The 24721-nt window shown below is 45.1% G+C and carries 20 protein-coding genes and 2 pseudogenes; 6 read left to right on the top strand and 16 right to left on the bottom strand.

Annotated features, from left to right (window positions below):
- Nucleotides 1–68: 68 nt before the first annotated feature.
- The 5 genes from motA to WH277_RS19195 all read left to right on the top strand — a co-directional run bounded on the left by motA (nucleotide 69) and on the right by WH277_RS19195 (nucleotide 6334).
- The gene (motA, locus tag WH277_RS19215; RefSeq protein WP_133841757.1) at nucleotides 69–953 is read left to right on the top strand and encodes a flagellar motor stator protein MotA; all 885 of its coding nucleotides are present in this window, start codon (nucleotides 69–71) and stop codon (nucleotides 951–953) included.
- Nucleotides 950–1981 (top strand): flagellar motor protein MotB, encoded by a 1032-nt coding sequence (gene motB / locus WH277_RS19210; protein WP_133841758.1) that lies wholly within the window; start codon nucleotides 950–952, stop codon nucleotides 1979–1981. The genes motA and motB overlap by 4 nt, the downstream gene beginning before the upstream one ends.
- Before the next feature lie 10 nt (nucleotides 1982–1991).
- Nucleotides 1992–3998 (top strand): chemotaxis protein CheA, encoded by a 2007-nt coding sequence (gene cheA, locus WH277_RS19205; RefSeq protein WP_133842137.1) that lies wholly within the window; start codon nucleotides 1992–1994, stop codon nucleotides 3996–3998.
- 24 nt (nucleotides 3999–4022) lie between these two features.
- Nucleotides 4023–4520: a chemotaxis protein CheW gene (cheW, locus tag WH277_RS19200; protein ID WP_133841759.1), complete on the top strand. Its 498-nt coding sequence runs from the start codon at nucleotides 4023–4025 to the stop codon at nucleotides 4518–4520.
- A gap of 143 nt (nucleotides 4521–4663) precedes the next feature.
- Nucleotides 4664–6334: a methyl-accepting chemotaxis protein gene (locus tag WH277_RS19195; RefSeq protein ID WP_133841760.1), complete on the top strand. Its 1671-nt coding sequence runs from the start codon at nucleotides 4664–4666 to the stop codon at nucleotides 6332–6334.
- A 70-nt stretch (nucleotides 6335–6404) separates the two neighbouring features.
- On the opposite strand, the pseudogene WH277_RS19190 reads toward WH277_RS19195, so the two are convergent.
- The 16 genes and pseudogenes from WH277_RS19190 to WH277_RS19115 all read right to left on the bottom strand — a co-directional run.
- Nucleotides 6405–6554 (bottom strand): annotated as a pseudogene (locus WH277_RS19190) (IS5/IS1182 family transposase); the annotation flags it as partial.
- A 39-nt stretch (nucleotides 6555–6593) separates the two neighbouring features.
- Nucleotides 6594–7109, bottom strand: a complete 516-nt coding sequence (locus WH277_RS19185) for a hypothetical protein (RefSeq protein ID WP_159336473.1) — start codon at nucleotides 7107–7109, stop codon at nucleotides 6594–6596.
- A gap of 83 nt (nucleotides 7110–7192) precedes the next feature.
- Nucleotides 7193–8650 carry an undecaprenyl-phosphate galactose phosphotransferase WbaP gene (wbaP, locus tag WH277_RS19180; RefSeq protein ID WP_339506478.1) on the bottom strand — a complete coding sequence of 486 codons (1458 nt, stop codon included), beginning with the start codon at nucleotides 8648–8650 and terminating at the stop codon, nucleotides 7193–7195.
- A 65-nt stretch (nucleotides 8651–8715) separates the two neighbouring features.
- Nucleotides 8716–10197: a lipopolysaccharide biosynthesis protein gene (locus WH277_RS19175; RefSeq protein ID WP_339506477.1), complete on the bottom strand. Its 1482-nt coding sequence runs from the start codon at nucleotides 10195–10197 to the stop codon at nucleotides 8716–8718.
- Complete coding sequence (gene rfbD, locus WH277_RS19170) at nucleotides 10194–11042, bottom strand: dTDP-4-dehydrorhamnose reductase (protein WP_339506475.1); 849 nt, start codon at nucleotides 11040–11042, stop codon at nucleotides 10194–10196. Before rfbD ends, WH277_RS19175 begins: the two co-directional genes overlap by 4 nt.
- Nucleotides 11039–11575 (bottom strand): dTDP-4-dehydrorhamnose 3,5-epimerase, encoded by a 537-nt coding sequence (gene rfbC, locus WH277_RS19165; protein WP_159336477.1) that lies wholly within the window; start codon nucleotides 11573–11575, stop codon nucleotides 11039–11041. The genes rfbD and rfbC overlap by 4 nt, the downstream gene beginning before the upstream one ends.
- Nucleotides 11562–12443: a glucose-1-phosphate thymidylyltransferase RfbA gene (gene rfbA, locus WH277_RS19160; protein WP_167863762.1), complete on the bottom strand. Its 882-nt coding sequence runs from the start codon at nucleotides 12441–12443 to the stop codon at nucleotides 11562–11564. Before rfbA ends, rfbC begins: the two co-directional genes overlap by 14 nt.
- Nucleotides 12444–12481: 38 nt before the next feature.
- Nucleotides 12482–13516 (bottom strand): dTDP-glucose 4,6-dehydratase, encoded by a 1035-nt coding sequence (gene rfbB, locus WH277_RS19155; protein ID WP_159336711.1) that lies wholly within the window; start codon nucleotides 13514–13516, stop codon nucleotides 12482–12484.
- 44 nt (nucleotides 13517–13560) lie between these two features.
- A complete protein-coding gene (locus tag WH277_RS19150; RefSeq protein WP_339506472.1) occupies nucleotides 13561–14418 on the bottom strand; it encodes a hypothetical protein in 858 nt (285 codons plus the stop codon).
- A gap of 19 nt (nucleotides 14419–14437) precedes the next feature.
- The gene (locus tag WH277_RS19145; protein WP_339506470.1) at nucleotides 14438–15421 is read right to left on the bottom strand and encodes a cellulase family glycosylhydrolase; all 984 of its coding nucleotides are present in this window, start codon (nucleotides 15419–15421) and stop codon (nucleotides 14438–14440) included.
- 32 nt (nucleotides 15422–15453) lie between these two features.
- The gene (locus WH277_RS19140; protein ID WP_339506468.1) at nucleotides 15454–16329 is read right to left on the bottom strand and encodes a glycosyltransferase; all 876 of its coding nucleotides are present in this window, start codon (nucleotides 16327–16329) and stop codon (nucleotides 15454–15456) included.
- A 3-nt stretch (nucleotides 16330–16332) separates the two neighbouring features.
- Entirely contained in the window at nucleotides 16333–17439 is a 1107-nt protein-coding gene (locus WH277_RS19135) for a glycosyltransferase (RefSeq protein WP_339506466.1), read from the bottom strand.
- Nucleotides 17440–17513: 74 nt separating this feature from the next.
- Nucleotides 17514–18560 carry an EpsG family protein gene (locus WH277_RS19130; protein ID WP_339506464.1) on the bottom strand — a complete coding sequence of 349 codons (1047 nt, stop codon included), beginning with the start codon at nucleotides 18558–18560 and terminating at the stop codon, nucleotides 17514–17516.
- Between the two features lie 110 nt (nucleotides 18561–18670).
- The gene (locus WH277_RS19125) at nucleotides 18671–20827 is read right to left on the bottom strand and encodes a polysaccharide biosynthesis tyrosine autokinase (RefSeq protein ID WP_159336483.1); all 2157 of its coding nucleotides are present in this window, start codon (nucleotides 20825–20827) and stop codon (nucleotides 18671–18673) included.
- Nucleotides 20828–20935: 108 nt separating this feature from the next.
- Nucleotides 20936–22066 carry a polysaccharide export protein gene (locus WH277_RS19120; protein WP_339507036.1) on the bottom strand — a complete coding sequence of 377 codons (1131 nt, stop codon included), beginning with the start codon at nucleotides 22064–22066 and terminating at the stop codon, nucleotides 20936–20938.
- Nucleotides 22067–22157: 91 nt separating this feature from the next.
- Nucleotides 22158–22649 (bottom strand): LuxR C-terminal-related transcriptional regulator, encoded by a 492-nt coding sequence (locus WH277_RS19115; protein ID WP_159336484.1) that lies wholly within the window; start codon nucleotides 22647–22649, stop codon nucleotides 22158–22160.
- Between the two features lie 1829 nt (nucleotides 22650–24478).
- Between WH277_RS19115 and WH277_RS28790 the strand changes: the two are divergent.
- A pseudogene (locus tag WH277_RS28790) lies at nucleotides 24479–24640 on the top strand (IS5/IS1182 family transposase); the annotation flags it as partial.
- Nucleotides 24641–24721: the final 81 nt, after the last annotated feature.

Raw genomic sequence — 24721 nt, 5'->3', positions numbered from 1 at the left:
ACGTCTGGTGTTCCCCCTGTTTATTCTGGCTCCCTTCCACCCACACGTTTGCAGCGTAAGGATTATTTGTGCTGATTATATTGGGTTACATCCTTGTCCTCGGGTCGGTGTTAGGCGGCTTCGCAATGGTTGGCGGCCATCTTGGCGCATTATACCAACCCTCAGAAGTGCTGATTATTGTCGGTTCCGGTGTCGGTGCGTTTATCGTTGGTAACAACGGTAAGGCGATTAAAGCGACATTGAAATCGCTACCGTTGCTGATGCGTGGCGCGAAATACAATAAAGCCGTTTATATGGATTTGATGGCGCTGCTGTATCGCCTGATGGCTAAATCGCGCCAGCAGGGGATGCTGTCGCTGGAGCGCGATATCGAAAATCCGCAGGAAAGTGAGATTTTTGCTAATTACCCGCGCATTCTTGCCGATAAAAGATTAGTGGATTTTATTACCGACTATTTACGCCTGATGGTCAGCGGCAATATGAATGCCTTTGAGATCGAAGCGTTGATGGACGAAGAGATTGAAACCTACGAACACGAGTGTGATGTCCCGGCAACGGCACTGGCGACGATGGGTGACTCACTTCCGGCATTCGGTATCGTTGCAGCGGTAATGGGGGTTATTCATACCCTGGCTTCTGCAGACCGACCTGCGGCGGAACTGGGTGCGCTGATCGCCAACGCGATGGTGGGAACCTTCCTCGGTATTTTGTTAGCGTACGGTTTTATCTCTCCACTGGCGGGTGTATTACGCCAGAAGTGTGCAGAGAACACCAAAATGATGCAGTGCATTAAAGTCACGCTGCTTTCCAGCCTCAACGGTTATGCCCCGCAGATTGCGGTGGAGTTTGGTCGTAAGACGTTGTACTCAACCGACCGACCGTCGTTTACCGAGCTGGAAGAGCATGTGCGTAATGCTAAATCCAATAAGCAGACTTCGGACCAAGACGCATGAAGCATAACAATCACCCCATTGTGCTGGTAAAGCGGAAAAAGTCGAATAAGCATGCCGGCTCGCACGGTTCATGGAAAATCGCCTACGCCGACTTTATGACGGCAATGATGGCCTTTTTTATGGTGATGTGGCTGATTTCAATCTCGAGTCCTCAACAATTGATTCAGATTGCCGATTACTTTAAAACGCCGCTGAAAGTGGCGTTAACCGGCGGGCAGCGCAGCAGCGATAGCTCAAGCCCGATTCCTGGCGGTGGCCAGGACCCGACGGAAAAAATCGGTGAAGTCCATAAAGTGGTGGATATGGATGCGCAGAAACGCAAGCTGGAAGAGATTCGTCTGAACCGCCTGCGGGAGAAGCTGGACCAGCTGATTGAAGCTGACCCGCGACTGCGTGCTCTGCGTCCGCACCTGATTATTAACATGGTGGAAGAGGGGCTGCGTATTCAGATCATCGACAGCCAGAATCGACCCATGTTTAAAACCGGTAGCGCTGAGGTTGAACCTTATATGCGCGATATTTTGCGCGCTATTGCCCCGATTCTGAATGATATTCCGAACCGGATCAGCCTGGCGGGCCATACCGATGATTTCCAGTATGCCGGGGGCGACCGTGGCTACAGTAACTGGGAACTCTCTGCCGACCGCGCCAATGCATCACGGCGTGAGCTGGTACTGGGAGGACTGGACGGTGGCAAGATGCTGCGCGTGGTGGGCATGTCTGACACCATGAAACTAAAGAATCGCGGCGGAAACGATTCGGTGAATCGACGTATCAGTCTGCTGGTGTTAAATCATGACACCGAAACGCAGATCGAGCGTGAAAACGCCGAAAGTGATGCGGTGCAGATTAACGATGCAAGTAGCCTTAAAGAGATAGCGGCGCCGGAAGTTCCTTCCACAGCCACCAAAAACCAAGACCCTCAACACCCACAGGCTGAGTCTGTCAGTACCCAGGCGCCGGTAACTTCGTTACCTGCTGCTCCGGCACCGACGACCCAGACCGATCGCGACTCACAGCCGAGGTGATACCGTGAGCATGGATATCAGCGACTTTTACCAGACGTTCTTTGATGAAGCCGACGAATTGTTGGCGGACATGGAACAACACCTGTTGGGTCTTGACCCGCAGGAACCAGATTCGGAACAGCTTAATGCTATCTTCCGGGCTGCCCATTCGATTAAAGGCGGGGCGGGTACTTTTGGTTTCACTGTGTTACAGGAAACCACGCATATTCTGGAAAATATTCTCGACGGTGCGCGCCGCGGCGAAATGCAGCTCAGTACCGATATCATCAACCTGTTTTTGGAAACCAAAGATATTATGCAGGAACAGCTAGATGCGTATAAAACCGCCTCGGAACCCGACGCCGCGACGTTTGCATACATTTGTCAGGCCTTACGTCAGCTCGCGCTGGAAGCCAAAGGCGAAGCACCGGTCACCGACATCGCACCTGTTGCAGCGGGCGGTACGCCTTCCGTAGTGGCCAGCGGTCTGCGCATTAAACTGACCGGGTTGAAAACCAACGAAGCCGATCTGATGCTGGAAGAGCTGGGTAACCTGGGCACGGTTTCCGATGCGGTAAAAGGTGATGATTCACTGGAAGCCACACTCGACTCCTCTGTTGGTAAAGACGATATCGTTGCCGTGTTGTGCTTCGTTATCGACGAGTCGCAGATCCACTTCCCGCAGGCTGATGTGGTGGATATTGCCAGCGCCATGACGGAAGCGCCTGTGGTTGAGGCCGTGGCGGATGCTGAAGCTGACGTCGCTGCAGAGCCTGAACTGGCCAGTGTCAGCGACATTGTGCAGTTGAAGCGTGAGCCGGCGAAAAAAGTCGCTAATCCAAAAGTTAACGAATCCACCAGTATCCGTGTGGCGGTAGAGAAGGTCGATCAGTTGATCAACCTGGTTGGCGAACTGGTGATTACCCAGTCAATGCTGGCCCAGCGCTCCGGTGAACTTGACCCGGTTAACCACGGCGACCTGCTCAACAGCATGGGGCAGTTGGAACGTAACGCCCGTGACTTGCAAGAGTCGGTGATGTCGATTCGTATGATGCCGATGGAATACGTCTTCAGCCGCTTCCCACGCCTGGTGCGTGACCTGGCCAGTAAGCTGGGTAAAGAAGTTGAACTGACCCTGATGGGCAGCTCGACCGAACTGGATAAGAGCCTGATCGAACGTATCATTGACCCGTTAACGCACCTGGTGCGTAACAGCCTTGACCACGGTATCGAAACCCCTGACAAACGCCAGGCGGTAGGCAAACATGCGATCGGTAACCTGACGCTGTCTGCGGAACATCAGGGCGGCAACATCTGCATCGAAGTCACCGATGATGGTGCCGGTCTCAACCGTGAACGTATTCTGGCGAAAGCCTTGTCTTCTGGCCTGCCGGTCAGCGAATCCATGAGCGACGAAGAGGTCGGCATGCTGATCTTCGCCCCAGGCTTCTCAACCGCTGAGCAGGTGACGGATGTTTCCGGCCGTGGCGTTGGTATGGACGTGGTGAAACGTAATATCCAGGAAATGGGTGGACACGTTGAAATTTCGTCTAAACAGGGCAAGGGCACCACAATCCGTATCCTGCTGCCACTGACGCTGGCTATCCTCGATGGGATGTCAGTGCGCGTGGCGAACGAAGTGTTTATCCTGCCGCTGAATGCGGTCATGGAATCACTGCAACCGCTGGCAGACGACCTGAAAGCACTGGCAGGCGGCGAACGCGTGCTGGAAGTGCGTGGCGAGTATCTGCCACTGGTTGAGCTGTGGAACGTCTTTGAGGTCCAGGGGGCCAAAACCGAAGCCACGCAGGGGATTGTTGTCATCCTGCAAAGCGCCGGAAAACGTTACGCGCTGCTGGTTGATCAACTGATTGGTCAGCACCAGGTGGTAGTGAAAAACCTGGAAAGCAACTATCGCAAAGTGCCGGGCATCTCTGCTGCCACCATCCTTGGCGATGGCAGTGTAGCGCTGATCGTCGATGTCTCAGCACTGCAGTCTCTGAACCGTGAAAAGCGTGTGGCGGGAGCCGCAGCCTGACAATAACTGATTAAGGGTAGAATTATGACTGGAATGGCCACTGTCACTAAACTCGCCGGCGAAACCGTGGGTCAGGAGTTCCTGGTGTTTACGCTGGGTGACGAAGAGTACGGAATTGATATCCTGAAAGTTCAGGAAATCCGTGGGTACGACCAGGTGACGCGTATCGCCAACACCCCGGCGTTTATTAAAGGTGTGACTAACCTGCGTGGCGTTATTGTTCCGATTATCGATCTGCGCATCAAGTTCGCGCAGCCCGATGTCGAGTACAACGACAATACCGTGGTGATCGTTCTGAATCTGGAACAGCGCGTGGTGGGTATCGTCGTTGACGGCGTGTCTGACGTGCTGTCTCTGACGCAGGACCAAATTCGTCCTTCCCCGGAATTCGCGGTCACCATGTCGACAGAGTATCTGACAGGTCTGGGTGCACTGGGTGAGCGTATGCTGATTCTGGTCGACATCGAGAAGCTGTTAAGCAGTGAAGAGATGGCGCTGATGGATACGCTGCGTAGCGCGTAATAGCGTGTTTTTCCGCGTGTTATAAAAAGAGGCGAATCGGTGATTCGCCTCTTTTAGTTACTAAACTCCCAGCAACATAAAGATCCCCGCCTGGTAACCGATACATCCACTGTTATTCCATTTATTTCACCAAGGGTTCACTTATGTTCACGCGTATTAAAGTCGTCACCAGCCTGATTCTGGTGCTATTTATCTTCGGATTTTTACAACTGGCGGCGGGCGGCTTGTTTATAAACGCGCTCACACACGACAAAAATAGTTTTGCGGTTTCTCAAACGGCGAATGATAACGTCTCATTATTTACCGATGCGTGGGTCACGCTAAACCAGACACGTATCACCCTGAACCGCGGGATGTTGCGCATTCAGAGTGAAGCGGCGAACAGCGGCAGCAGCGCCTCTCTGTCTACGCTCAGTGCGCAGGCAAAACAGCAGCTGGTTACCGCACAACAATCTTATGATGCCTTCCTGGCGACGCCCGCAACACCAGGTGTGGATGTTGATCTGACCGAACGTCTTAAGCAGCGCTACAGCGATTACGTCACTGCGCTTGTCGCGATGACGCAGCAGATGGAAAACAAACAGCTGGATGCGATGTTCAAACAGAACATTGAAAAGAAGCAGATTGCCATGCAGGCGGTATATACCGAATGGCGTAAGGTGCAGAACCAGCTGAGCGCACAGGGTGCCGTGCAGAACCAGGAAGCCTATGAGCATATGCTGTGGACCATCGCCGCCGTGATGGCGCTGGTGATCGCACTGATTGTGCTGTGCTGGTTTGGTCTGCGTAATATTTTGATTCGTCCGTTGCAGGCGACGATTGCCCACATCCGCAGTATCGCATCGGGCGATCTGACGCAGAAAATTGTGTCAGAAGGGCGCAATGAGATGGCCCAGCTGGCGTCCAGTCTGCATGATATGCAGCAGTCGCTGGTGAAAACGGTCAGCGTGGTGCGTGACGGTTCTGATGCTATTTACACCGGTGCCAGCGAAATCGCTGCCGGAAACAATGACCTGTCATCGCGCACTGAGCAGCAGGCCTCCGCGTTGCAGGAAACGGCGGCCAGCATGGAGCAGTTGACGGCGACCGTGAAACAGAATGCCGAGAACGCCCGTCAGGCCTCTCAGCTGGCGCTCAGCGCATCAGAAACCGCGCAGAAGGGCGGTAAAGTGGTGGACGGCGTGGTGAAAACCATGAATGACATCGCCGGCAGTTCGAAGAAGATTGCCGACATTATTAGCGTGATTGACGGTATTGCCTTCCAGACCAATATCCTTGCACTGAACGCGGCAGTGGAAGCGGCACGTGCCGGTGAACAGGGCCGTGGTTTTGCCGTGGTGGCAGGAGAAGTGCGTAATCTGGCCCAGCGCAGTGCGCAGGCAGCGAAAGAAATTAAAGGGCTGATTGAAGATTCTGTTTCTCGGGTGGACAGCGGCTCTGCGCTGGTGGGTACCGCCGGGGAAACCATGACGGATATCGTCAATGCAGTGAGCCGTGTGACTGACATTATGGGTGAGATTGCCTCAGCCAGTGATGAACAGAGTCGCGGGATTGATCAGGTCGGCACGGCAGTGACAGAGATGGATCGTGTGACGCAGCAGAACGCCGCACTGGTGGAAGAGTCTGCTTCGGCGGCGGCCTCACTGGAAGATCAGGCCAGCCGTCTGACGCAGGCTGTTGCCGTGTTCCGTATTGCCCGTCAGGGCAGTGTGGCACCGGCACCGTTGAAGCGACCGGCATTGAAGGGCACTCCAGCGCGCAAGGCACCTGCCGTAGCCGCACCCGTGTCTGATTCAAACTGGGAAACGTTCTGATTTTACCGGGGTGATTTTTCGATTGCCCCGTGCTGGCCGACCGAAACAGCGGGGCGGCCACTCCCCGTCAGACGCGACGCTTTTCCTTACGGTGTTTTTTCACCTTCCACTCACCCTCACCGAAAAGTGTTAAGCCAGTGGAGTCGATAACCCGATGTGCAATTTCACCGTGCGTGGTTTTTTTGCACTGTATGCTGACGGAGCTGGCCCGCCTGATTACGCTCAACAGTTAGATTTATTCAACCCAGACTCCGGTTGTTCATGCAGCCAGTCTGTGATGGTTGATTAATACATTCAAGGTAAGATAGAACAGGTTTCTTCTTTTCTCGAAGAAAATCCAGGTCAGTTGCGACTTAATCTCTTTCAATCTTTTCATGCTGATGAATAGTGACTGGCAAATAGCTTCATCATCAAAATGGCGAAGAATAAGAAGAAAAACACGCATTCTGATGCTGTCATTATTTTTTTTCAATGGTTTAATTTTTTTAAATAATTTGTTTTTTTTGAAGAAGGTAAATACATCCTGGCTGCGAACATCCAGCGCAAAAAATGGCACATTACAGATTGATTGAAAAATAAAAACCTCCAATTCATTATTGAAAATAAGAACGATATTTTTCATGCTTAAATGGTTATTTTTTTTGGTTAATGCCAGTAAGAAATACTGAGCATCGCAAATAAAATAGCTGCTATTTTTAATAAGGTTTTCATGAGATAAGTTTTTTATCGCATGCATAATAAATTTATTTTGCAGTTGGGTGACAATTCTGGTCATTTGCTATCACATAAACCTCATAGATTGAGTGGAAATGTCGATTGGGTAATAAAGATGAGCGTTTTTTTAGCGCTGTCTGGTTATTAATAAGCACCGTCACGTTTTAGCACCACAGCGACCGTCTTAAACAAAATCACGATGTCATGCCACAGTGACCAGTTTTTGACATACCACGAATCTAAATAAACACGTATTTCGTAGTCAACGTCATTGCGACCGCTGACCTGCCATAATCCCGTCATCCCGGGTTTTGCCATCAGGTAATAGTCAACATCACCGGCATAACGACTGAGTTCATCTTCAACCACCGGGCGCGGGCCTACGAGGCTCATCTCGCCCCGCACCACGTTCCACAACTGTGGCAGCTCATCCAGGCTGGTTCTGCGGATGAATTGACCCACTTTAGTAATACGAGGATCGTTCTTGATTTTGAAATCCTTATCCCATTCGGCGCGGGCTACCGGGTCAGTGCGCAGCACTTCTGCCAGCACCTCTTTAGAATTAATCACCATAGACCGGAATTTCAGACACTTAAACTTGCGCCCATTAATGCCCACACGCTCGTGACCGTAAATTGGCAGGCCGCCGTCGCGTGCGACCATAAAGCCTAGCAACAGCAATACCGGTAACAGCAAAATGATGATTCCGAGGGCACCAACGATATCGAAGGTACGTTTCAGACAGCGTGATGTCCGCTTCGCCAGGTTGTTTTTAACCCGCAGAATCATCACCTCATGGCTGAAAATATAAGCCATGTTGGTACCATAAAGTGGGACGCCGCGTAAGGAAGGAATAACCGATACGGATTGGCAGTTTTGCGTTGCCAGCATTTTCAGCCAGAGATCACGGTGCTGGCTCTGCTCAAACTCCACCGCCACGATGAACTGGGTCTCGCTGTCCGTCAGCCGCCACAGCTCCTGCTCATAATGCAGTACCGGTATGCCGTTGATACTGGCTTGTGGGCTGCTGCCGTCGACATCGTAGAAGGCGATGATATCCAGCCCCAGTACATTTTCACTCTGTAATGCCTGCGAGGCTTCCTTGGCATTTTTGTTACTACCAATGATAATTGTCTGCTTTTTCCACAGTCCAAAATGGTTCAGTAAACGTCGGGAAATCGCACGACCTAAAGGGACCATGACCAGGGTAAGTAGCCAAGTTAAGAGCCAGACAGAATGGGACATTTGCCACTGTGAGAGTGCGGTAATGGACAGATCGATCACTGAAAAAATAAGAATGGTGCGGAAAATCTCTTTCAACTCAAACCAGAAGGGTTTTCTGTAGGTGAAATGATTCAAGCGCATCCAGAACCAACCAATACAAGCCACGGATAAAACAATATGTGTGGCGATATGTATCTGAAAATTGGTTGTGGAAATAGCAGAAAGACTGAGCAGTGAATATGAACTAATTAATTGCAGAGTGATAAATAATGCCGCATTGAAAAAAACAAGATCCGAAAATATGAGTGTGAATTTATTAATTGTGTTTTTATAAGAAATGTTGGCGCTAATATTTACGTGATGCGGTAGTGTATTCATGAGAATAAACCTAATTAATGAAGAAGTTGATATTTATAAGGGTGATTTTTTTAATGGCTGTGTGTCTATTTATCAATAGATCGCTTGTGTCGATTAGTGGATAAAAATCCGTCTGCTCGTGTGACTACTTTTCCATATATGAATTTTCTCGAACCTTTTGATATGGCAAGAAGACAAAGAAAATAAAATAAAAGGTTGCTGAAAAAAATCAATATCAGAGGTGATATCTCTTTTATCTCCCTATTAGGAAATTGGTGGTCGATAAGCAACATAAAGAAAATCATGCTCATCACAGAGATTGCAATTGGATATGTTTTAAAAAACAAGGTGGATATATCACCGCCAATGATTTTCATCAGACAGTACATGACAGGGGCGAAATTAAGCACGTTTGCAATTAAGTAAAACTTAGCAAATGTGTTAATGTCAAACTGAACGCCAAGGATAAAAGCAGTCAACTGGAGAAATGCCCCTAATATACCCAGGCGCATCAATATGTCGGTTCTTCCTTTTGCCATAAATACCGAACCTGTGGTGCTCAAAACCGACTGTATAATGGCTGTGGGTGCCAGCCATTTGAGAATTTCAGCCGTTTTTAGCCATTGTTCACCAAAAAAAGTAGCGATCAATGGGAAACTGTAAAATCCTATAATTGTCATTAGCGGTGAAGTTAACGCAAGAATAACAAAAACAGTATTGATATAAGTGTTAAGAATTTTCCCATTTTCATCCTGATATTTGCTTAAAATAGGATAAAGCGAACGAGTGGCGACAAAGGTCAGGCTCTGTAAGGGGAAAAGCATGATGCGGTAGGCCAGATTATATTGGCCCAAAATTGCTGCTGACATAAATTTCCCTATAATGAAACTGTCAGCATTACGCGAAAAATAGTTGATCAGGTTGAATAAAGAGAGATGTGTGCTGAACGAAAAAATCTCTTTAATATCACGCAATTGGATGAGCCGTTTGACGGAAGGTCTCCAGTGGGAAACCACCCAGAACTGCACGGCAGACATCAGATTCAACGTAATGGCCTGAGCAACCAGGCTAAACACGCCATAACCAAGGTTGGCCATTGTAACCGCGACAACCACTGACACCAGCGCCGATGTCACTTCGATCCTGGCGATGCTTTTGAAGCGCGAATCCCTTTCCAGTAAGGCGAGATGCGTCGCGGCACAACTGGATAACGGGAACGTCACGGCAAGCATCATCAGTATCGTAGTCAGTTCAGGATGCCCGTACAGCATAGCCAATGGCTTAGCCAGTAGCGTGATAACCCCGCATAAGACAACACCGAGTGTCACATTAAGCCAGAAAATGGAGTTGATCAAATCGTGGCTGAGTGATTTCTTTTGAATAATTGCCGCTGATGTTCCGAGATCCCTGAGCAGAATCCCGAGGTTGATCACCACCACTGCCATGACCATGATGCCGTATTGATCCGGTGGAATGATTTTGGCCAGATAAATAAGATTGACCGCCTGGACAAATATCTTAAAAAATTGTGACAGGGCATTCCACTTTGCATTAGACAAAAGGCTCATCTAAAAATCACCCTTCTCAATGATTCATCAAAGGTCGACGGATGATAAAAAGGGGCTATCTTATGAGTGTCTAAAACGGAATAGAGTGGCCTGACCGCTTGAAATGGATATTCAGATGTGGCGATAGGCACCAACTCCGGACAGGTGTTCAGGAGTTCATTCTTGGCGGCCATGTCAATAATCTGCCTGGCAAAATCGTACCAGCTCATCATCGTACTTCCCGAAAAATGATATATCCCGCCGGGAGCCTGTGCTTTGAGCAGCATGATGATGGCCATGGCAATATCGCGTGCATCGGTTGGACAACCAAGCTGATCACCGACTACTCGCAGAATTTTCCTTGTGGCGGCTAACCGCAGCATGGTTTTGACGAAATTATTACCATACTCACTGAAAACCCAAGAGGTGCGTAACACAATGGCTTCAGGCTGACGCAACAACACGGCAGCTTCTCCCTCTAGTTTCGTCTTGCCATAGACGTTGAGCGGGGCGGTCTTGTCGTCTTCAAGATAAGGACGCTGTGACTTGCCATCAAAAACATAGTCGGTAGAGACATGGACTAATCTTGCACCAATACTATTGGCACCACGCGCGAGATTCTCTGGTCCTGTACGATTCACGGCATTGGCTAAAAACTGCTGTGACTCAGCTTGATCAACCTGGGTATAACCTGCCGCATTGACAACGAAATTGGGTTTTAATGCACGGATGATAGCTTCGACTTTTCTGCCATTAGTAATATCCAGCTCAGCAGAACTCAGACTATAAATTTTCCAGCTCTCAGGGGCGCAGTCTGAAAAACACCGCCCCAGTTGTCCTTTGGCACCTGTTAGCATAACTTTCATTTTCTGTACCCCTTTAGCGACTGACCATTTTGATCTTTAAGAGAGAGCAACGGAGTGTCTTCTGGCCAGGTAATATTGATCTCAGGGTCATTCCATAGCAGGCACTCTTCATGCTCCGGGAAATAATAGTCGGTGCATTTATATTCAAAATCTGCAATGTCAGATAACACCAGAAAGCCGTGTGCAAAGCCTGGTGGGATCCAAAACTGCGTATGATTATCTTCTGACAGTAGCACCCCATGCCAACCACCATAAGTGGCTGAGCCCTGTCGGAGGTCAACAGCAACATCAAAAACCGCCCCACGAACTACGCGAACCAATTTACCCTGTGGTCGCTGGGACTGAATATGTAAGCCACGCAGCACCGACTTTGATGAACGGGAATGGTTGTCCTGGACAAAATCAAGGTCAATTTCCAGCATTTTTTGGTAACGATCCCTCTCAAAGGTTTCAAGAAAAAATCCTCGCGGATCGCCAAACACACTCGGTTGGATTATTTTCAGGCCGGGAAGGTCAGTGTTAGTAACTTTCATCAATCGCCTCCGTCAATAAGGATAGATATCGGCCGTATTGGGTTTTTTGCAGTTTTCTTGCCTGTTCTGCAACCTGCTCCTTATTGAGCCATCCTTTGCGATAACCTATCTCTTCCAGACAGGCGACTTTGAAGCGTTGGCGTTGTTCAATGGTATGAATGAACTGTGATGCTTCAAGCAGGCTTTCATGTGTTCCGGTATCAAGCCAGGCAAAACCACGGCCAAGTAATTCCACCGTCAGATTCCCCTGATCCAGGTACATTTGGTTGAGGGTGGTAATTTCTAATTCTCCCCGAACGGACGGGCGTACCCGTTTTGCCATCTCGACAACCTGATGGTCATAGAAATAGAGTCCGGTTATTGCCCAATTTGATTTTGGGTTTTCTGGTTTCTCTTCAATTGATATTGCACGCTGATTTTTATCAAACTCGACGACACCAAAACGTTGAGGATCCATTACTTCATAACCGAACACGGTCGCTCCTTGTTCCCGAGCCACCACGTGTTCCAGTTTACGGCCGAAACTTTCGCCAAAATAGATGTTATCACCCAGAACCAAAGCACAGCGCTCACCTGCAATAAACTCCTCACCAATAATAAATGCCTGGGCAAGGCCATCTGGGCTGGGCTGGATGGCATAGGTAAACGACACGCCAAACTGACTCCCCGTTCCTAATAAACGTTTAAAACCAGGCATGTCTTCAGGGGTGGAAATAATAAGAATGTCTCTGATGCCTGCAAGCATCAATACCGAGATAGGATAATAAACCATAGGCTTATCGTAAATTGGCATCAGTTGTTTTGATGCTCCTTGGGTTAATGGATATAAACGCGTCCCTGAACCACCTGCCAGTACAATACCTTTCATGATGTCACCCTGATATTTAATGTGAAGTAATGGAGAAATTATTTATGCTGCGTATTTCGCCACCAGCTCTCATTATCTAAGAACCAGGAAACGGTTTTTCGCAGTCCAGTTTCAAACGTTTCTTGTGGATACCAGCCAAGTTCCTGGCCGATTTTTTTCGCATCAATGGCATAACGCAGGTCATGTCCCTGGCGATCTTTCACGAAGGTGATTAACTCGGCATAGCTGCTAAAAGTTTCATGGTTTATCGGTGCTAATTCATCCAGTAAGTGACAAATCGTAATGATGACGTCGATATTTTTTCTCTCGTTATAGCCACCAATATTGTAGGTTTCCCCGGGTACGCCAGCGGTAACTACCCGGTATAGTGCTCTTGCATGATCGTCAACATATAACCAGTCGCGAACTTGTTTGCCATCACCATAGACCGGTAGAGGTTTGCCGCACAGGGCGTTGGAAATAACTAAAGGGATCAGCTTTTCCGGGCAATGGTAGGCGCCATAGTTGTTGGAACAGTTTGTCACGATGGTCGGCATACCGTAGGTACGCAGCCAGGCGCGTACTAAATGGTCACTGGCCGCTTTTGATGCAGAGTACGGGCTGCTGGGAGCATAAGAGGTGGTTTCAGTAAACAGCGCATCGGTGCCATCGAGATCGCCGTAAACCTCATCAGTTGAAATATGGTGGAAACGAAAAGCATTGCTGCGCGATGGGCTCAGGCCAGACCAGTAAGCCCTTGCACTTTCCAGCAATGTATAGGTGCCAACAATATTGGTCTGGATAAATGTGCCTGGCCCATCTATTGAACGATCAACATGGCTTTCCGCCGCAAGATGCATCACGGCATCGGGCTGGTAGCGGTTAAAAATCTCAGCGACGAGGTTGTCATCACAGATATCAGCGAGTTCAAAGGTAAACCTTTTACTATCAATGACCGGCGACAGCGAGGCCATATTCCCGGCATAGGTCAGGCTATCAACCACCACCACCTCGTCTTGAGTATGCTCAATAATATATCTGACTACTGCAGAACCAATAAATCCTGCGCCACCCGTAACGATGATTTTCATAATAAACCTTAGATGCTGTGAAAATAAATGTAAAACAGGATGAGCACTTAGCAGCGTGGATGCTTACCCTTGATGAATGTCTTTATGATTAAGACGAGATAGGATGGTCTTAATTTAATTAGCTGCTTGCAGAATAGTTTAATCATTCGCATTAAAATGATGACTTTGCTGCCAGAATAATATTTTACTGATAACACGCTATCGTAAAGTCGCTCAGTGGTCCGCCATTGATTGTAGGGCTCGTCGACTCTTGATAGCGAATGGTCAAGCGTTCCGACGACCTGAATAGTGACATCAAAATTGTGCTTTTTTAATAATTCAATACGGTTAAAAAAAATATAATCGACGCCATAAAGTGCGAACCGGCTATCAAAAACTTCCATATTCATTTCTGAAAATTTATCAACGAGTGAACGATGAATCACCAGTCCAGATCCAATCGACAGTACGCTGCTCTGAGGGGGTATGTTGTCACCATCTCTGAATTTTTTTACCTTTTTATTGATCAGCGGGTAGTAAATCATACCGTTAGTTCGCTCCCTGATGTTCGGTATTTGTAGGTCAATGCCACTGGGATCGTATTGATCAAGTTTTTTGATGTACTCTTTCGTTAAAATACTGTCATCATCTAAAAAAATAAAACGGTCATAGTCATGATACTCATTGATTACACCGTTATATATCCAACTCAATGGCCTGTTATCAAGGAACTCTTTGTTTTTAATGCTGTTAACGAAAAAGCCAAGCGTATGAATAAATCTTTTATCAAATTCAAGAGGTTTAGGTCCATTGTTAATAATTAACAGGTCGATATCAACATACGTTTTATTCATGAGGCAGTTGAGTGTAAGCGACTCTTTGAATGTTTTGTCGTATAGGATTACAGTCAATATTGTTTTGCGCATAAATAAACCCTTGAGGTTATTATTTACTGTTCAACCATGAGAGATAGCCATGGATGATGTCTTTTTCAATCCCGTTATTATCCAATAAGCCAAAATTTGACTCATAGGTATCGGTACTTTTCTCATCCGTCAGTGAATACCACCAAAGCCCTTTGATATAATCTCTTTCGCTCGCCATTTTGAAGTATTGCTGTGTATAGTTTTCCTGTTGGCTGGGTGATAGCTTGCCACGCAAAGAATTTGAATATCCCATTTCAGTAATAAATATATTGACCTGCTTACCGTCATTCATTGCTGTCAAATGTTGAGAGAATAGATCAATGGCTGAAAAATCCATAATCGGAAAATTCGTTGAATAAGGATGTATTGATATTCCATCAATAGCCGTCAGAATACCATCCTTAATCATGGAATCCAGCCACTTTACCTGCCGTAGCGCTAATGGGTTGAGGCTTCCCGCAATAATGGTAGCTCTAGGGTTGTTTTTTCTGATGACGGCTGAGACTTCTTTTATTAGCCGTGCGTATTTTTTTGCTGATAGGGCATCGTTACTTTCTGGGTGACTTTTAAAATCATCGTGCCACCATTCATTGTATATTTCATAAATAATATTCTCATGGGGGTATTGATTGACCACCCACTCGACATAACGAGTAAAAGCATGTACCTGCTCATCAGTGACGGGTTTGCTATCGCCATACAGCGGGTTTGCACTGCCCAGGATAACGATAGGTATAATACCCACTTTGAGTGAGCCATCAATAATAAATTTCAAATTCTCGTAGGGCAGTTTATAAACACCTTCTTTTTTTTCAATCTCTCGCCATCGTAAATCTGTTCTGTAGGAGGAAAATTGATATTTATGCAATTTCTGGAGTGTTTCACTGGCAGATATCTTCATCCGGTCTGGATGGAAGCACACACCGGTCAGGAAAGCGGCGGTTGCATTTCCAGAACTTGTGGCTATAAGTAAAAACAACGCGAAAGCTCTAAAGTTAACCATATGAACTCCATAATTATTATCGGTAGTGGTTCTTAGAGTTTGTTATTATTGTTTTTTATAAAAAGAAAGATATCGACAATATAAAAGTATAGCCTTGTGTGTGACTTGAGACGGGTGAAAAATATAGAGCAATTAACTTTTAATCCATAGCTAACGAGCTGTGCCTCAAGTATTTTTTTGTATTTTCCAGTTATGTTATTTTTTTGGCAAAATAAATTATAAGCATTGAGAATCTTATTTTTGTTGCCTAATGTGATGCGGTTTAGGTCGTGAGAAGTATCTTGTACATAAAGTGATTTGCTCAATAGCTTTGCATGGTTATGACTGGTTCTTGTTAATAGCCTATAAAAAAGATCTATATCTTGCCATGCTGGCATATCGGCAGTGAACTTCCCTGCATCTTTCATTCTCTTTGTATAGGTAAAGCATTGGTTACCAATGATGTTTTTAAATAAAATATCTTTGGATGTGATTTCTCGTGGTAATAACATATTAAGGTGTCTGGTTTTATTATATTTACCCTTCTTGTTTAATGTCAGATAGTTAGTGTACAGAAAACTATATTTTTCCAATAGTTGCCTATTTTCAATAAAATAAGATATCCTACCATCTAAAAAATAATCGTCGTCGTCAAGCCCAGTGATATATACACCCATGGCTTTATCAATAGCCAGATTTCGACTGGCACAAGCACCAGAATTAACTTCTTTCAAAATGTATTTTACACGCTGGTCAATTAACGCGACTTCAGCCAGGTAATCCTGTGTGCCATCGGAAGAGTGATCGTCAACAACAATAACTTCAATATTTTTGTAACTCTGATTACGAACAGAATCCAGTGCACGTGTGAGTAACTGAAGTCGGTTAAAAGTGGGAATATAGATAGAAACTAACGGCGTATCATTCATTTCTTATTTACCTTGTAAAGAATAAGAATATAGTTTCATCGTCATGTCATTCATCTTTTCTCTGGTGTAGGACTCGGTCACCTTTGTCATCAACTTTTCCTTTATACTGTCGAGGTCGTAGGTATTAATACCGGAAAGAAGGCTGGCAAGAGATGAACTGTTACCGCAGTTGAAAAATAATTTGCTGACTTTGTTTAGTTCCTTAAATGCAGTGATGTCGCTGGTGATAACTGGCAGGTTATAGCTTATTGCTTCCAGAGGAACCATGGCAAAACCCTCCCAGCGTGAAGGAATGATTAAACAGTTTGCTTTGCGATAATACTTACCGATATCTTCTTTTTTTAGCCAACCAGTATATTCTATATTAATATTTTTCAGATGTATTTTTTCTGCCGAATGGGTCTTGTTAATGGCAGAGCCAATCATAATCACTTTTATTGAAAATTCTAACGTTTTATCGTCTAAGGTTCTAAGAGCATCAAGTAACGTATCCGTGCCTTTCTGGCGGTCAAATCGGCCAACATAAAGCAGGGTGTATTCATTTAATTTATTGTGTGTATTTGTGTTTTTTTTCTCAGGAAGATCAACACCATTACTGATCAGACAGAGTTTTTCTTCGGAGAATCCCTTTTCGAGTGATTTAAGATACTCATACTCACCTACACAAATGATACTTTGTGTAAATCGTGATAGCAGACGTTCACAGGCCGTGAAAAGAGTGAGCTTAATGAATGAGGTTTTCACAAGGAATGAAAAACCATGAGGACAGTAGATGACCTGCGGTTTTTGACGCCAAAAAAAGATTATTAATATCAATCGACCAATGAAACCAGCAAAAGTGCTGTGTAAATGAATTATATCAGGTCTGAAGGTGTGAACCTGATAATGAAAACAGCGAGCAAAAGCATAAAGAGCCACTATCCCTCTGTTCTTTCTGCTGAACGTAACGATATTCGGCAACAGATTTTTTTCTAACTCTGCGCTCTGCTGCTCAGGGGCTATAATTTTAATTTCCGAGATCTCACGGCTCTCTAGTTGATGCTGTACCAAACTATCAAGTACAGTAGCGACACCGCCTTTAATCGTCTCAGCTGCGTGCAATACTCTCATGTCTTATTCCTTCGTTTAATTTATTTTATATTTCTATTATTTCTTTAATTAGATCTCACTCTTTGTGTTAAAAATTAAAATACATTAAAAACACCATTAATTTTGAATGGATAAATTCCACCCAAGTTACTGTAAATCATCAATATAAAATAAGTGAATGCAAAAAAACAAAACATAATCGTGACCATTTTATTGTTAATCTTATCAAGTATTAATGGGATGATTAACATCAGGTAATAAACAAAATACTGAGCAACTCGCTGCGGTCCTGCTGGGTCGGTCCCTAGCATTGTCACCGGAAGTAGTGCTGCTATGCCACAAAGATAGATACACTCGATACAACTGTATTCACGATTCTCTTTTCTGATTTTTTTTCCTAGCACATAGACCGCCATGGCAATCAGTACATAGAGTGTAACCGTCATCAGTCCATTTTTTCCATTTGCCGATCCCTCAGTGTAATGTTCATATCGAACGTTATTCGCTGCCATATGCGCAATAATCAAGGGAGTGGCAATCAATCCTGTCAGGAAAGTTGAGATGACTTTATATTCGATGCGAACTGTCCAGTGACAAAGGAAGTAAAATGCCAGCATCAGAACTGCACTGATATGAAACTGACTGGCAAATAAAATTAATAATGCATAAGTCAGAAAACGTTTTTCTACCAGAAACCGCATTGACAGGAAACAGATCCCCATAGCGATGGTTTGGCGCACCTGATTATAAAGAGCAAAGTACAGGCCAAACGTCACGTAAATATAGAGGGATAACGAATAGTTAACCGAACGCATCTTTAACGTCAAAAGCACAGGAATTATGCAGACCAGTGCCATAATAATAAAATAGAAAAAATATTCACTATAAATATCACGGGTAATCATAACCAGTAACTGATAACCCCGCTCAATATCAGGGTCAAATGTTAACGGGTAATGGCTAAATGGAAACCTGAAGTATCGCGTGTAGACATATGAGTCAGTCCCGATGGTGTAATCCCGTATGGATGCCATTAACGCCAAAAGAAAGAGTGGCAGGATCACTCCTCTTGATTTAAGTGACTCCTCCTGGATGTAAACAAAGAAAACACTAAGCAGGGCTACAATTAAGTATGGCAACATGGTTTATCTCTTTAATTGTTACCGTTCAGGGGTATAATGTCTGTTATATCTAATATCCTGCTTGGCATCGATTACATGATGTGAGGCAGGTCATTTTTAGGATTTAGGGATTATTTAATTTTTTTGTCATCGTAGGCGTATGTATTATGACGGTAACCGTAGGTGTAATAACTTCTGAAGCTGTTTTCTACCATATTCAAAATGCACGCCTGAACGTGTATATCACATTGGGTGAAGCGATTGATGCTTGTCTCAATTTCCCTCACCGTATTGGTCTGATAACGTGCTACCAGCAACAACGTTCCAGCATACTTGCCAATCAGCACCGCATCCGACACTGCCAAAACCGGAGGTGTATCGATAATCACCAGGTCATATCTGGCTTTCGCCCAGTCCAGCAGCGAGAGTAAATTTTCACCCATCAGCAATTCAGCCGGGTTATCAGGCGCTTTTCCTCGTGACATAAAGTCAAAATTATATTTTCCCTGCTGCACTTTTTTAATCGCATCTGCCACCCCCACTTTATGGGTGAGCACGTCCGCCAGCCCTACATCATTGCTGATATGGAATATTTCATGTGCCTTGCCTCTGCGCATATCCGCATCGATAAACAGAATCTTTTTCCCTGCTATCGAGATAATGGCGGCCAGATTCGTGCTAATGAAGGTTTTTCCTGCTTCAGACGTCGCGCCTGAAATCATCAGCACATTTTTTTTCGCATTCAGCATGTTGAAGTGCAGGCTTGTACGTAAATTGCGTATTGCCTCTATGGCTAAATCTGCTGGATTTTCGACTGCGAGTAAATGCGCTTTAGACGTTTTACTGCGGGTGTGCCGGACCATCCAGTCTGATTTGGGGATACTGGCGTAAACACTGAGTCCTGCCTGTTCCAGCTGCTCGGTTGAATCGATGCCACGATGGAAAAATACCCTGATGAGGATCAGGCTGGCGGAAAAAATCAAACCAGCAATGATGCTTGCAAGAATCAGGATCACTTTTTGTGGTCGTACTGCTTTTGGCACGGTGACTGCGTTATCGACGATGCGCACATTACCAATCGCACTTGATTTTGCGATGCTAAGTTCCTGTTGGCGATTGAGCAACTGCATATACACTGCGCGCCCGGCTTCAACGTCCCGGCTGAGCCGAAGAACTTCCTGCTGGGTTGACGGCATCGAGGAGACCTGCTTGTTTAATTTCTCCCGCTCCTGCTGTAGCGTTCCTCTTTTGGCTAATAAAGCTTTATAGGTGGGATGTTCCTTCGTAAACAGTTGCGAGACTTCAGCTTCCCGGAACGTCAACTCGTTGAGCTGGTTGTCGACGTTCACCACTTGCTCAAGAACTGACTTGGCTTCAAGTGACAGATCTACCGAGTCTTTTTGTCTACGATAGGTATTTAATTTATTTTCCGAGCTATCGAGTTCGCTTCTGACCTTTGGCAGTTGCTGGTTTAAAAACTCCAAACTCTTGGCGTCTTGTGCCGCCTGACGGTCAATATTCTGTGTAACGTAGTGATAGCTGATGTTATCCAGGATCGCGGTTATCTGTTTTTTGTCTTCGCCAGTCTGTTTAAGCTCCAGCATACCGGTATCTTTACCCTGATCTGCGACCACCAGGTTTTGTAACAGTCGGTCAATCGCAGCTAGCCGGGTGTATTGTAGTATCTCGAATTCTTCACCCGGTTTGGCATGGCTCTCGCTAACCAATAGCGTTAACCGATCTTTCTGTAATAACTTACCCACTTCACCCAGCGCACTGGTGTTGCCATAATCGATGCTAAAACGTTTATCATCGATGATTTTTAACGTTATCTTTCCGGGTTTCTCATCCCTTGTGGTAGGGATATTCAGTCTTGTCACTGATATGGAACCAGCATCATTGCCTAGCAGCCTCGCAAGACCTTTACCAATAATGGGGAAGTTTATTTTCTGTACGCTGATTTGCAGATTTAAGTCATCGACTGTTTTCCCTACCACCATTCTTGACTGCAATAGTGCGATTTCTGGGGCTGAAATAGGCTGTGAATCAGGCAGGATTTGATTGAGACTATCCAGTACCGCATTACCCTGTTTCTGTTCAACCTGGATCAATGCATCGGCCTGATAAACTGGCGTTGCAAGAAAGGAATACAGTATGGCAATAATTAGAAAGCTGGTTGTGATGATGATGATCAGTTTTCTATTATCCATAATCTCAGCAATATAACGGCCCGCTCCTTCATCATCTGGTCCGGCAGATTTCTGTTTATTGGCTATTAATTTCGTCATCGTTTTTCCCTGAAAGGTTACCACTACGTTTTTTGCCCCATGGAGAGCGAGTCATGTTGATAGAATTGAACACATCCTCAAAGGCCGGTTCACTTTCCCGTATCACCATTACCGAATGTAATTCGTGGCTTCAATAATGTCGTGCACTCCGCCGATGGTGGGAACGAGCTGCGAGATAACACGGTTCCAGCGCACCACTGGGGCGGTGGTAACATAGACGATGTCATAGGGTTGTAACTGGAAGACGGTGCTCATGACCATTGCGGCGGCATCTTTTGCATTCAGCTGATAGATGTTGGCCAGCTTGCTGTTGCCTTCACCACCACGCAATGCGCGAATAACAAAAATGCCTGATGCATCGGCCATTTCCTGGCTGAGTCCTTCAGCATTACCAAGAGCTTCAGCAAGGGTCATACCGCTACGGTCCATCTTCAGAGTAGACTGTTTATTTACCTCACCCATGACGAAGACTTTTAGAGCATCGTTGCGTGGAACAAACAAAATATCGCCGGGTGTTAGCAATCTGTTTTGTCTTAAGTCACCCTGCTGCATCAGTGCCTGCAATGAGATCAGGCTGTCCTTCCCTTTATGTGTCAGCACCACATTGCGCCAGTCTGCATCAGGCGCTAAGCCACCTGCGGCGTTAATAGCGTCCATTATTGTCAGCGGAATATTGCTAATTGCCTGCTGCCCCGAACGCATCACTTCACCAGTGACATAAGCTTTTTGCGAACGAAAGGCCGCGATACTGACATCAACCTGTGGGCTTTCGATATAGGTCTTCAAACGAGCGGTAATTTCCGTACGGACTTCTTCTATCGTGCGGCCTGCTACTTGCACTTTGCCAATATAAGGGTAGAAGATACTGCCGTCAGTGTTCACCCAGTTACCTGTATCGCTGGCGCTGCGGTACTGTCCGGCAGGTGTGGTTAACTCAGGATGGTCCCACACTGTCACCATCAGAACATCGCCAATACCAACATGGTATTGGTACTTTTTAATTTCTTCTTCCAGCAATGTATTCTGGCTGGAGATAATCGACTTCGGCTGAAGTATTTCGACCAGTTTTGGCGTCAAAGGATAAACGGTGACAAATTTATCGATATCTGTATTTGAGTCCGATTCTTCTATGATGTTTTTATTCCCAGTCGTCAGTGACTGACCTGGTGCTAAAACGCAAGCTGAAAGTAAAAAAGAGAGTGTAATGACGACGGATGTTTTTAATGTTGGCTTCATCATCATAGTGAGGATTATAACCCTGTTAAATTGTAGAAAATAAAGCCCTTTGAAAATAACAAAGAGATGTGTTGAGTGAATTGTTATTCATCTCTCACGAATCATTCCATGATTTATTTTGCTCTCTATAAAAAAGCTCTCTGAATGACGATATGTCTTTATGTAATACCTGTAGGTTTTTTACTTCAAGTTTCTTCAATGCCGAGTTTTTTTGGGCGCTGATTGTTTTAGGACTTAGTCCGGAGGTTCGTGATAATCCGGTTAGCGACTCACCTTTTAATAACCCACCTAAAACACTAATCTCTCGTGGTGTTAAAAAAACCGATTTCCTTTCGGCGATTAACTTATAGATGCTATATCGCAGCGGAGTTAAACCATTGCGAAGCTGACAGCTCAGAACAAAGGTGTTGAGACAGTCTCCAAAAAAGAGTCGCTCATTAGAATTAATACTAATTCCTTTATATAACCGGATGGTTTGCATATCATAACTTGTTGCAATGGTTATATCATTGAGATCATCTCCGTGAATTTTCAAAACATCTTTTAATCCAAACTTAAAATAGTAATCATCGGATATTATCCTCATCGTTATTTGACACCAGTTGGTGTCCCCCATGGTTGTAAAATAACTATTTTTTTTCGTGAGTACTTGTTGTATCCGGCGATGCTGTCGAGGTTTTCCCTCCGTCTGGTAATGATGTGTCTAGGGCTACCCCAGCTAATGCTGTTGCCGATAAGTCATCTGTAGCCAGACTGTTGCCCGTCGCATAACTTGTCGCAGTATCGCCTGCAGCAACACCTGTATGCGGAGTCGTGGCGGGCAGGGGCTTTTGATTTATTTCATTTTCCGCTGTTGCATTACCGCTGAGCATGCCAGCGAATAGAAGTATTATTACCCTGTTTATCTTCATGTCTTACCTGTGTTATCAAATGTTGCGATTATAAAAATATTTATTTAAATCTAACATTGAAACTCTTCTTGCCTTCTGCCACGCTACCGCCATTAGCTTCCTGGCGCCAAATTCCGGGTCCATTAATGATAAAAAATAAAAAGAAAATACCAAGGAGTATTCTAAAAATTTATATCTAGAATATTTTTAATTGTGTTTTCTTTAACGGGTTGCAGTGCCCATATTCGTCGTGATGTAAAGCTTGATTGAATCTACCTCCGTAAGTGGAATCGCTTTTGAGTAATCTATTTTCAATGTGTTTATTTTTTAGTTAAGCTATTTTTTTATAAATAAAAATCATTTCCTCAAGGATAATGAAATCACAGAAGTGCATAACGTTCTTAAGAACGCTTAACCACATTTCAGTGTTTTTACATATACGCTGAAGATTATTATCAATTTTCACGCTCTCAAAAAGGTTATCTTGTAACGCCTTGAGGTTAGCCTCACCTGAACCAAGATCTCCCAGCCACAACGTATAACTTTCCGACAAAGATTTTAACAACGGATTTTTATTCCATCAGAAATATTCGGAAATCTTTCTGATAATATCAATCTTAAAAAAGGTTTCAGCCGTGCCAATTCAACAATATCGTCGTCATGGATAAGCATAGATGCCATATCGAAATCGATATCAATGGAGCAAAGAATAGTGTTCTGTATAAAGAAAGATTTTTTGTTTTCTCTTGATTAATCTGTTCTTCAAGCAACCTTTTTTTCTGTTTTTTTAAGTTTGGTGATATCAGAAGATAGAAGCTTCCCTGGTGAGACCCCTTCTGTGCCAATTTTTACGGCCAGTACCTTTCCCGACATTTCGACGATGGGAGCTGCTGTCAAGCCACTCCTCATCCTTTTTTTACAATCTCACATAGCTTCATGGACCATACCATCGACTTCCTGCATCAGACTGGTCCTATTTTATGATCAATTTAACCAATTAATAAACAAGTTATGATTGGGTATACCTATGTTTTAACCTATTAAACAAAATAATTTGATCGTTAAAATCTTACTCAAATCAAATAAAAAGCATAAAATTCTAAAAATATTCATCATTGCAGTGTATGTGTGTGGAATTAAGTTAAAAAAATCATAAATATAACCATCCAATGTAGTAATGTGATTAAAATCAATATTTTATTGTAAAAAAATTGGTATTGATCAGATTTGCGTTATAACAATACCGCTCTAAACCTGCAGAGATGTTCCATGGATAAATAGAAATTTGGCAGGCTAAGCCTCCGTGAAACGGAAACGATGCCGAGGCTTTGATGAATAAATCGAGCCCTTAGATGCAATCAGGATCCGATCACTATGTACCTGGCCCTGTAACGATATCGCGTAGCAAAAAAGTTCAACATCACCAACCGGGCTATCTTCAGTAAGGTTCTTGTCAATCGGGGTTCACTGAATTGTGGCTGGATGAGCAGGCCATTCAGGATTGGTACGACGACCCCAAACCCTCTTCCCGGGACTTATCCGTCAGACGCACAGGAAAATCAGGGCACTGATCCTGCCGTGAGAATGCGCCGGTTATTGACCGGTGGAGTATGCCAACAGAAATCAGGCGGTGGCGAGGCAACTCCTTACCGGGAGCAATGCTTACTGGAAATGGCATTCAGTTTATTTATTCAACAAAACCTCTGGCCGACCGAAATAAAGAGTCGGCCACTACCCGCCACAACCATACCTTCCACTCTCAGCATGA

It is taken from the genome of Erwinia sp. MYb416 (assembly GCF_037479575.1).
GTDB lineage: Bacteria > Pseudomonadota > Gammaproteobacteria > Enterobacterales > Enterobacteriaceae > Erwinia > Erwinia rhapontici.
This window is presented reverse-complemented; position numbering and strand designations above follow the sequence as displayed.

Coding starts and splice junctions, on each gene's coding strand:
- WH277_RS19175 (WP_339506477.1), bottom strand. CDS start 10,197: ATGAGCCTTTTGTCTAATGCAAAGTGGAATGCCCTGTCACAATTTTTT.
- rfbD (WP_339506475.1), bottom strand. CDS start 11,042: ATGAAAGTTATGCTAACAGGTGCCAAAGGACAACTGGGGCGGTGTTTT.
- WH277_RS19185 (WP_159336473.1), bottom strand. CDS start 7,109: ATGACCAGAATTGTCACCCAACTGCAAAATAAATTTATTATGCATGCG.
- WH277_RS19150 (WP_339506472.1), bottom strand. CDS start 14,418: ATGCGCAAAACAATATTGACTGTAATCCTATACGACAAAACATTCAAA.
- cheA (WP_133842137.1), top strand. CDS start 1,992: ATGGATATCAGCGACTTTTACCAGACGTTCTTTGATGAAGCCGACGAA.
- WH277_RS19135 (WP_339506466.1), bottom strand. CDS start 17,439: ATGAGAGTATTGCACGCAGCTGAGACGATTAAAGGCGGTGTCGCTACT.
- WH277_RS19195 (WP_133841760.1), top strand. CDS start 4,664: ATGTTCACGCGTATTAAAGTCGTCACCAGCCTGATTCTGGTGCTATTT.
- WH277_RS19130 (WP_339506464.1), bottom strand. CDS start 18,560: ATGTTGCCATACTTAATTGTAGCCCTGCTTAGTGTTTTCTTTGTTTAC.
- cheW (WP_133841759.1), top strand. CDS start 4,023: ATGACTGGAATGGCCACTGTCACTAAACTCGCCGGCGAAACCGTGGGT.
- rfbC (WP_159336477.1), bottom strand. CDS start 11,575: ATGAAAGTTACTAACACTGACCTTCCCGGCCTGAAAATAATCCAACCG.
- WH277_RS19115 (WP_159336484.1), bottom strand. CDS start 22,649: ATGAGGATAATATCCGATGATTACTATTTTAAGTTTGGATTAAAAGAT.
- WH277_RS19145 (WP_339506470.1), bottom strand. CDS start 15,421: ATGGTTAACTTTAGAGCTTTCGCGTTGTTTTTACTTATAGCCACAAGT.
- wbaP (WP_339506478.1), bottom strand. CDS start 8,650: ATGAATACACTACCGCATCACGTAAATATTAGCGCCAACATTTCTTAT.
- WH277_RS19140 (WP_339506468.1), bottom strand. CDS start 16,329: ATGAATGATACGCCGTTAGTTTCTATCTATATTCCCACTTTTAACCGA.
- rfbA (WP_167863762.1), bottom strand. CDS start 12,443: ATGAAAGGTATTGTACTGGCAGGTGGTTCAGGGACGCGTTTATATCCA.
- motB (WP_133841758.1), top strand. CDS start 950: ATGAAGCATAACAATCACCCCATTGTGCTGGTAAAGCGGAAAAAGTCG.
- WH277_RS19125 (WP_159336483.1), bottom strand. CDS start 20,827: ATGACGAAATTAATAGCCAATAAACAGAAATCTGCCGGACCAGATGAT.
- WH277_RS19120 (WP_339507036.1), bottom strand. CDS start 22,066: ATGATGAAGCCAACATTAAAAACATCCGTCGTCATTACACTCTCTTTT.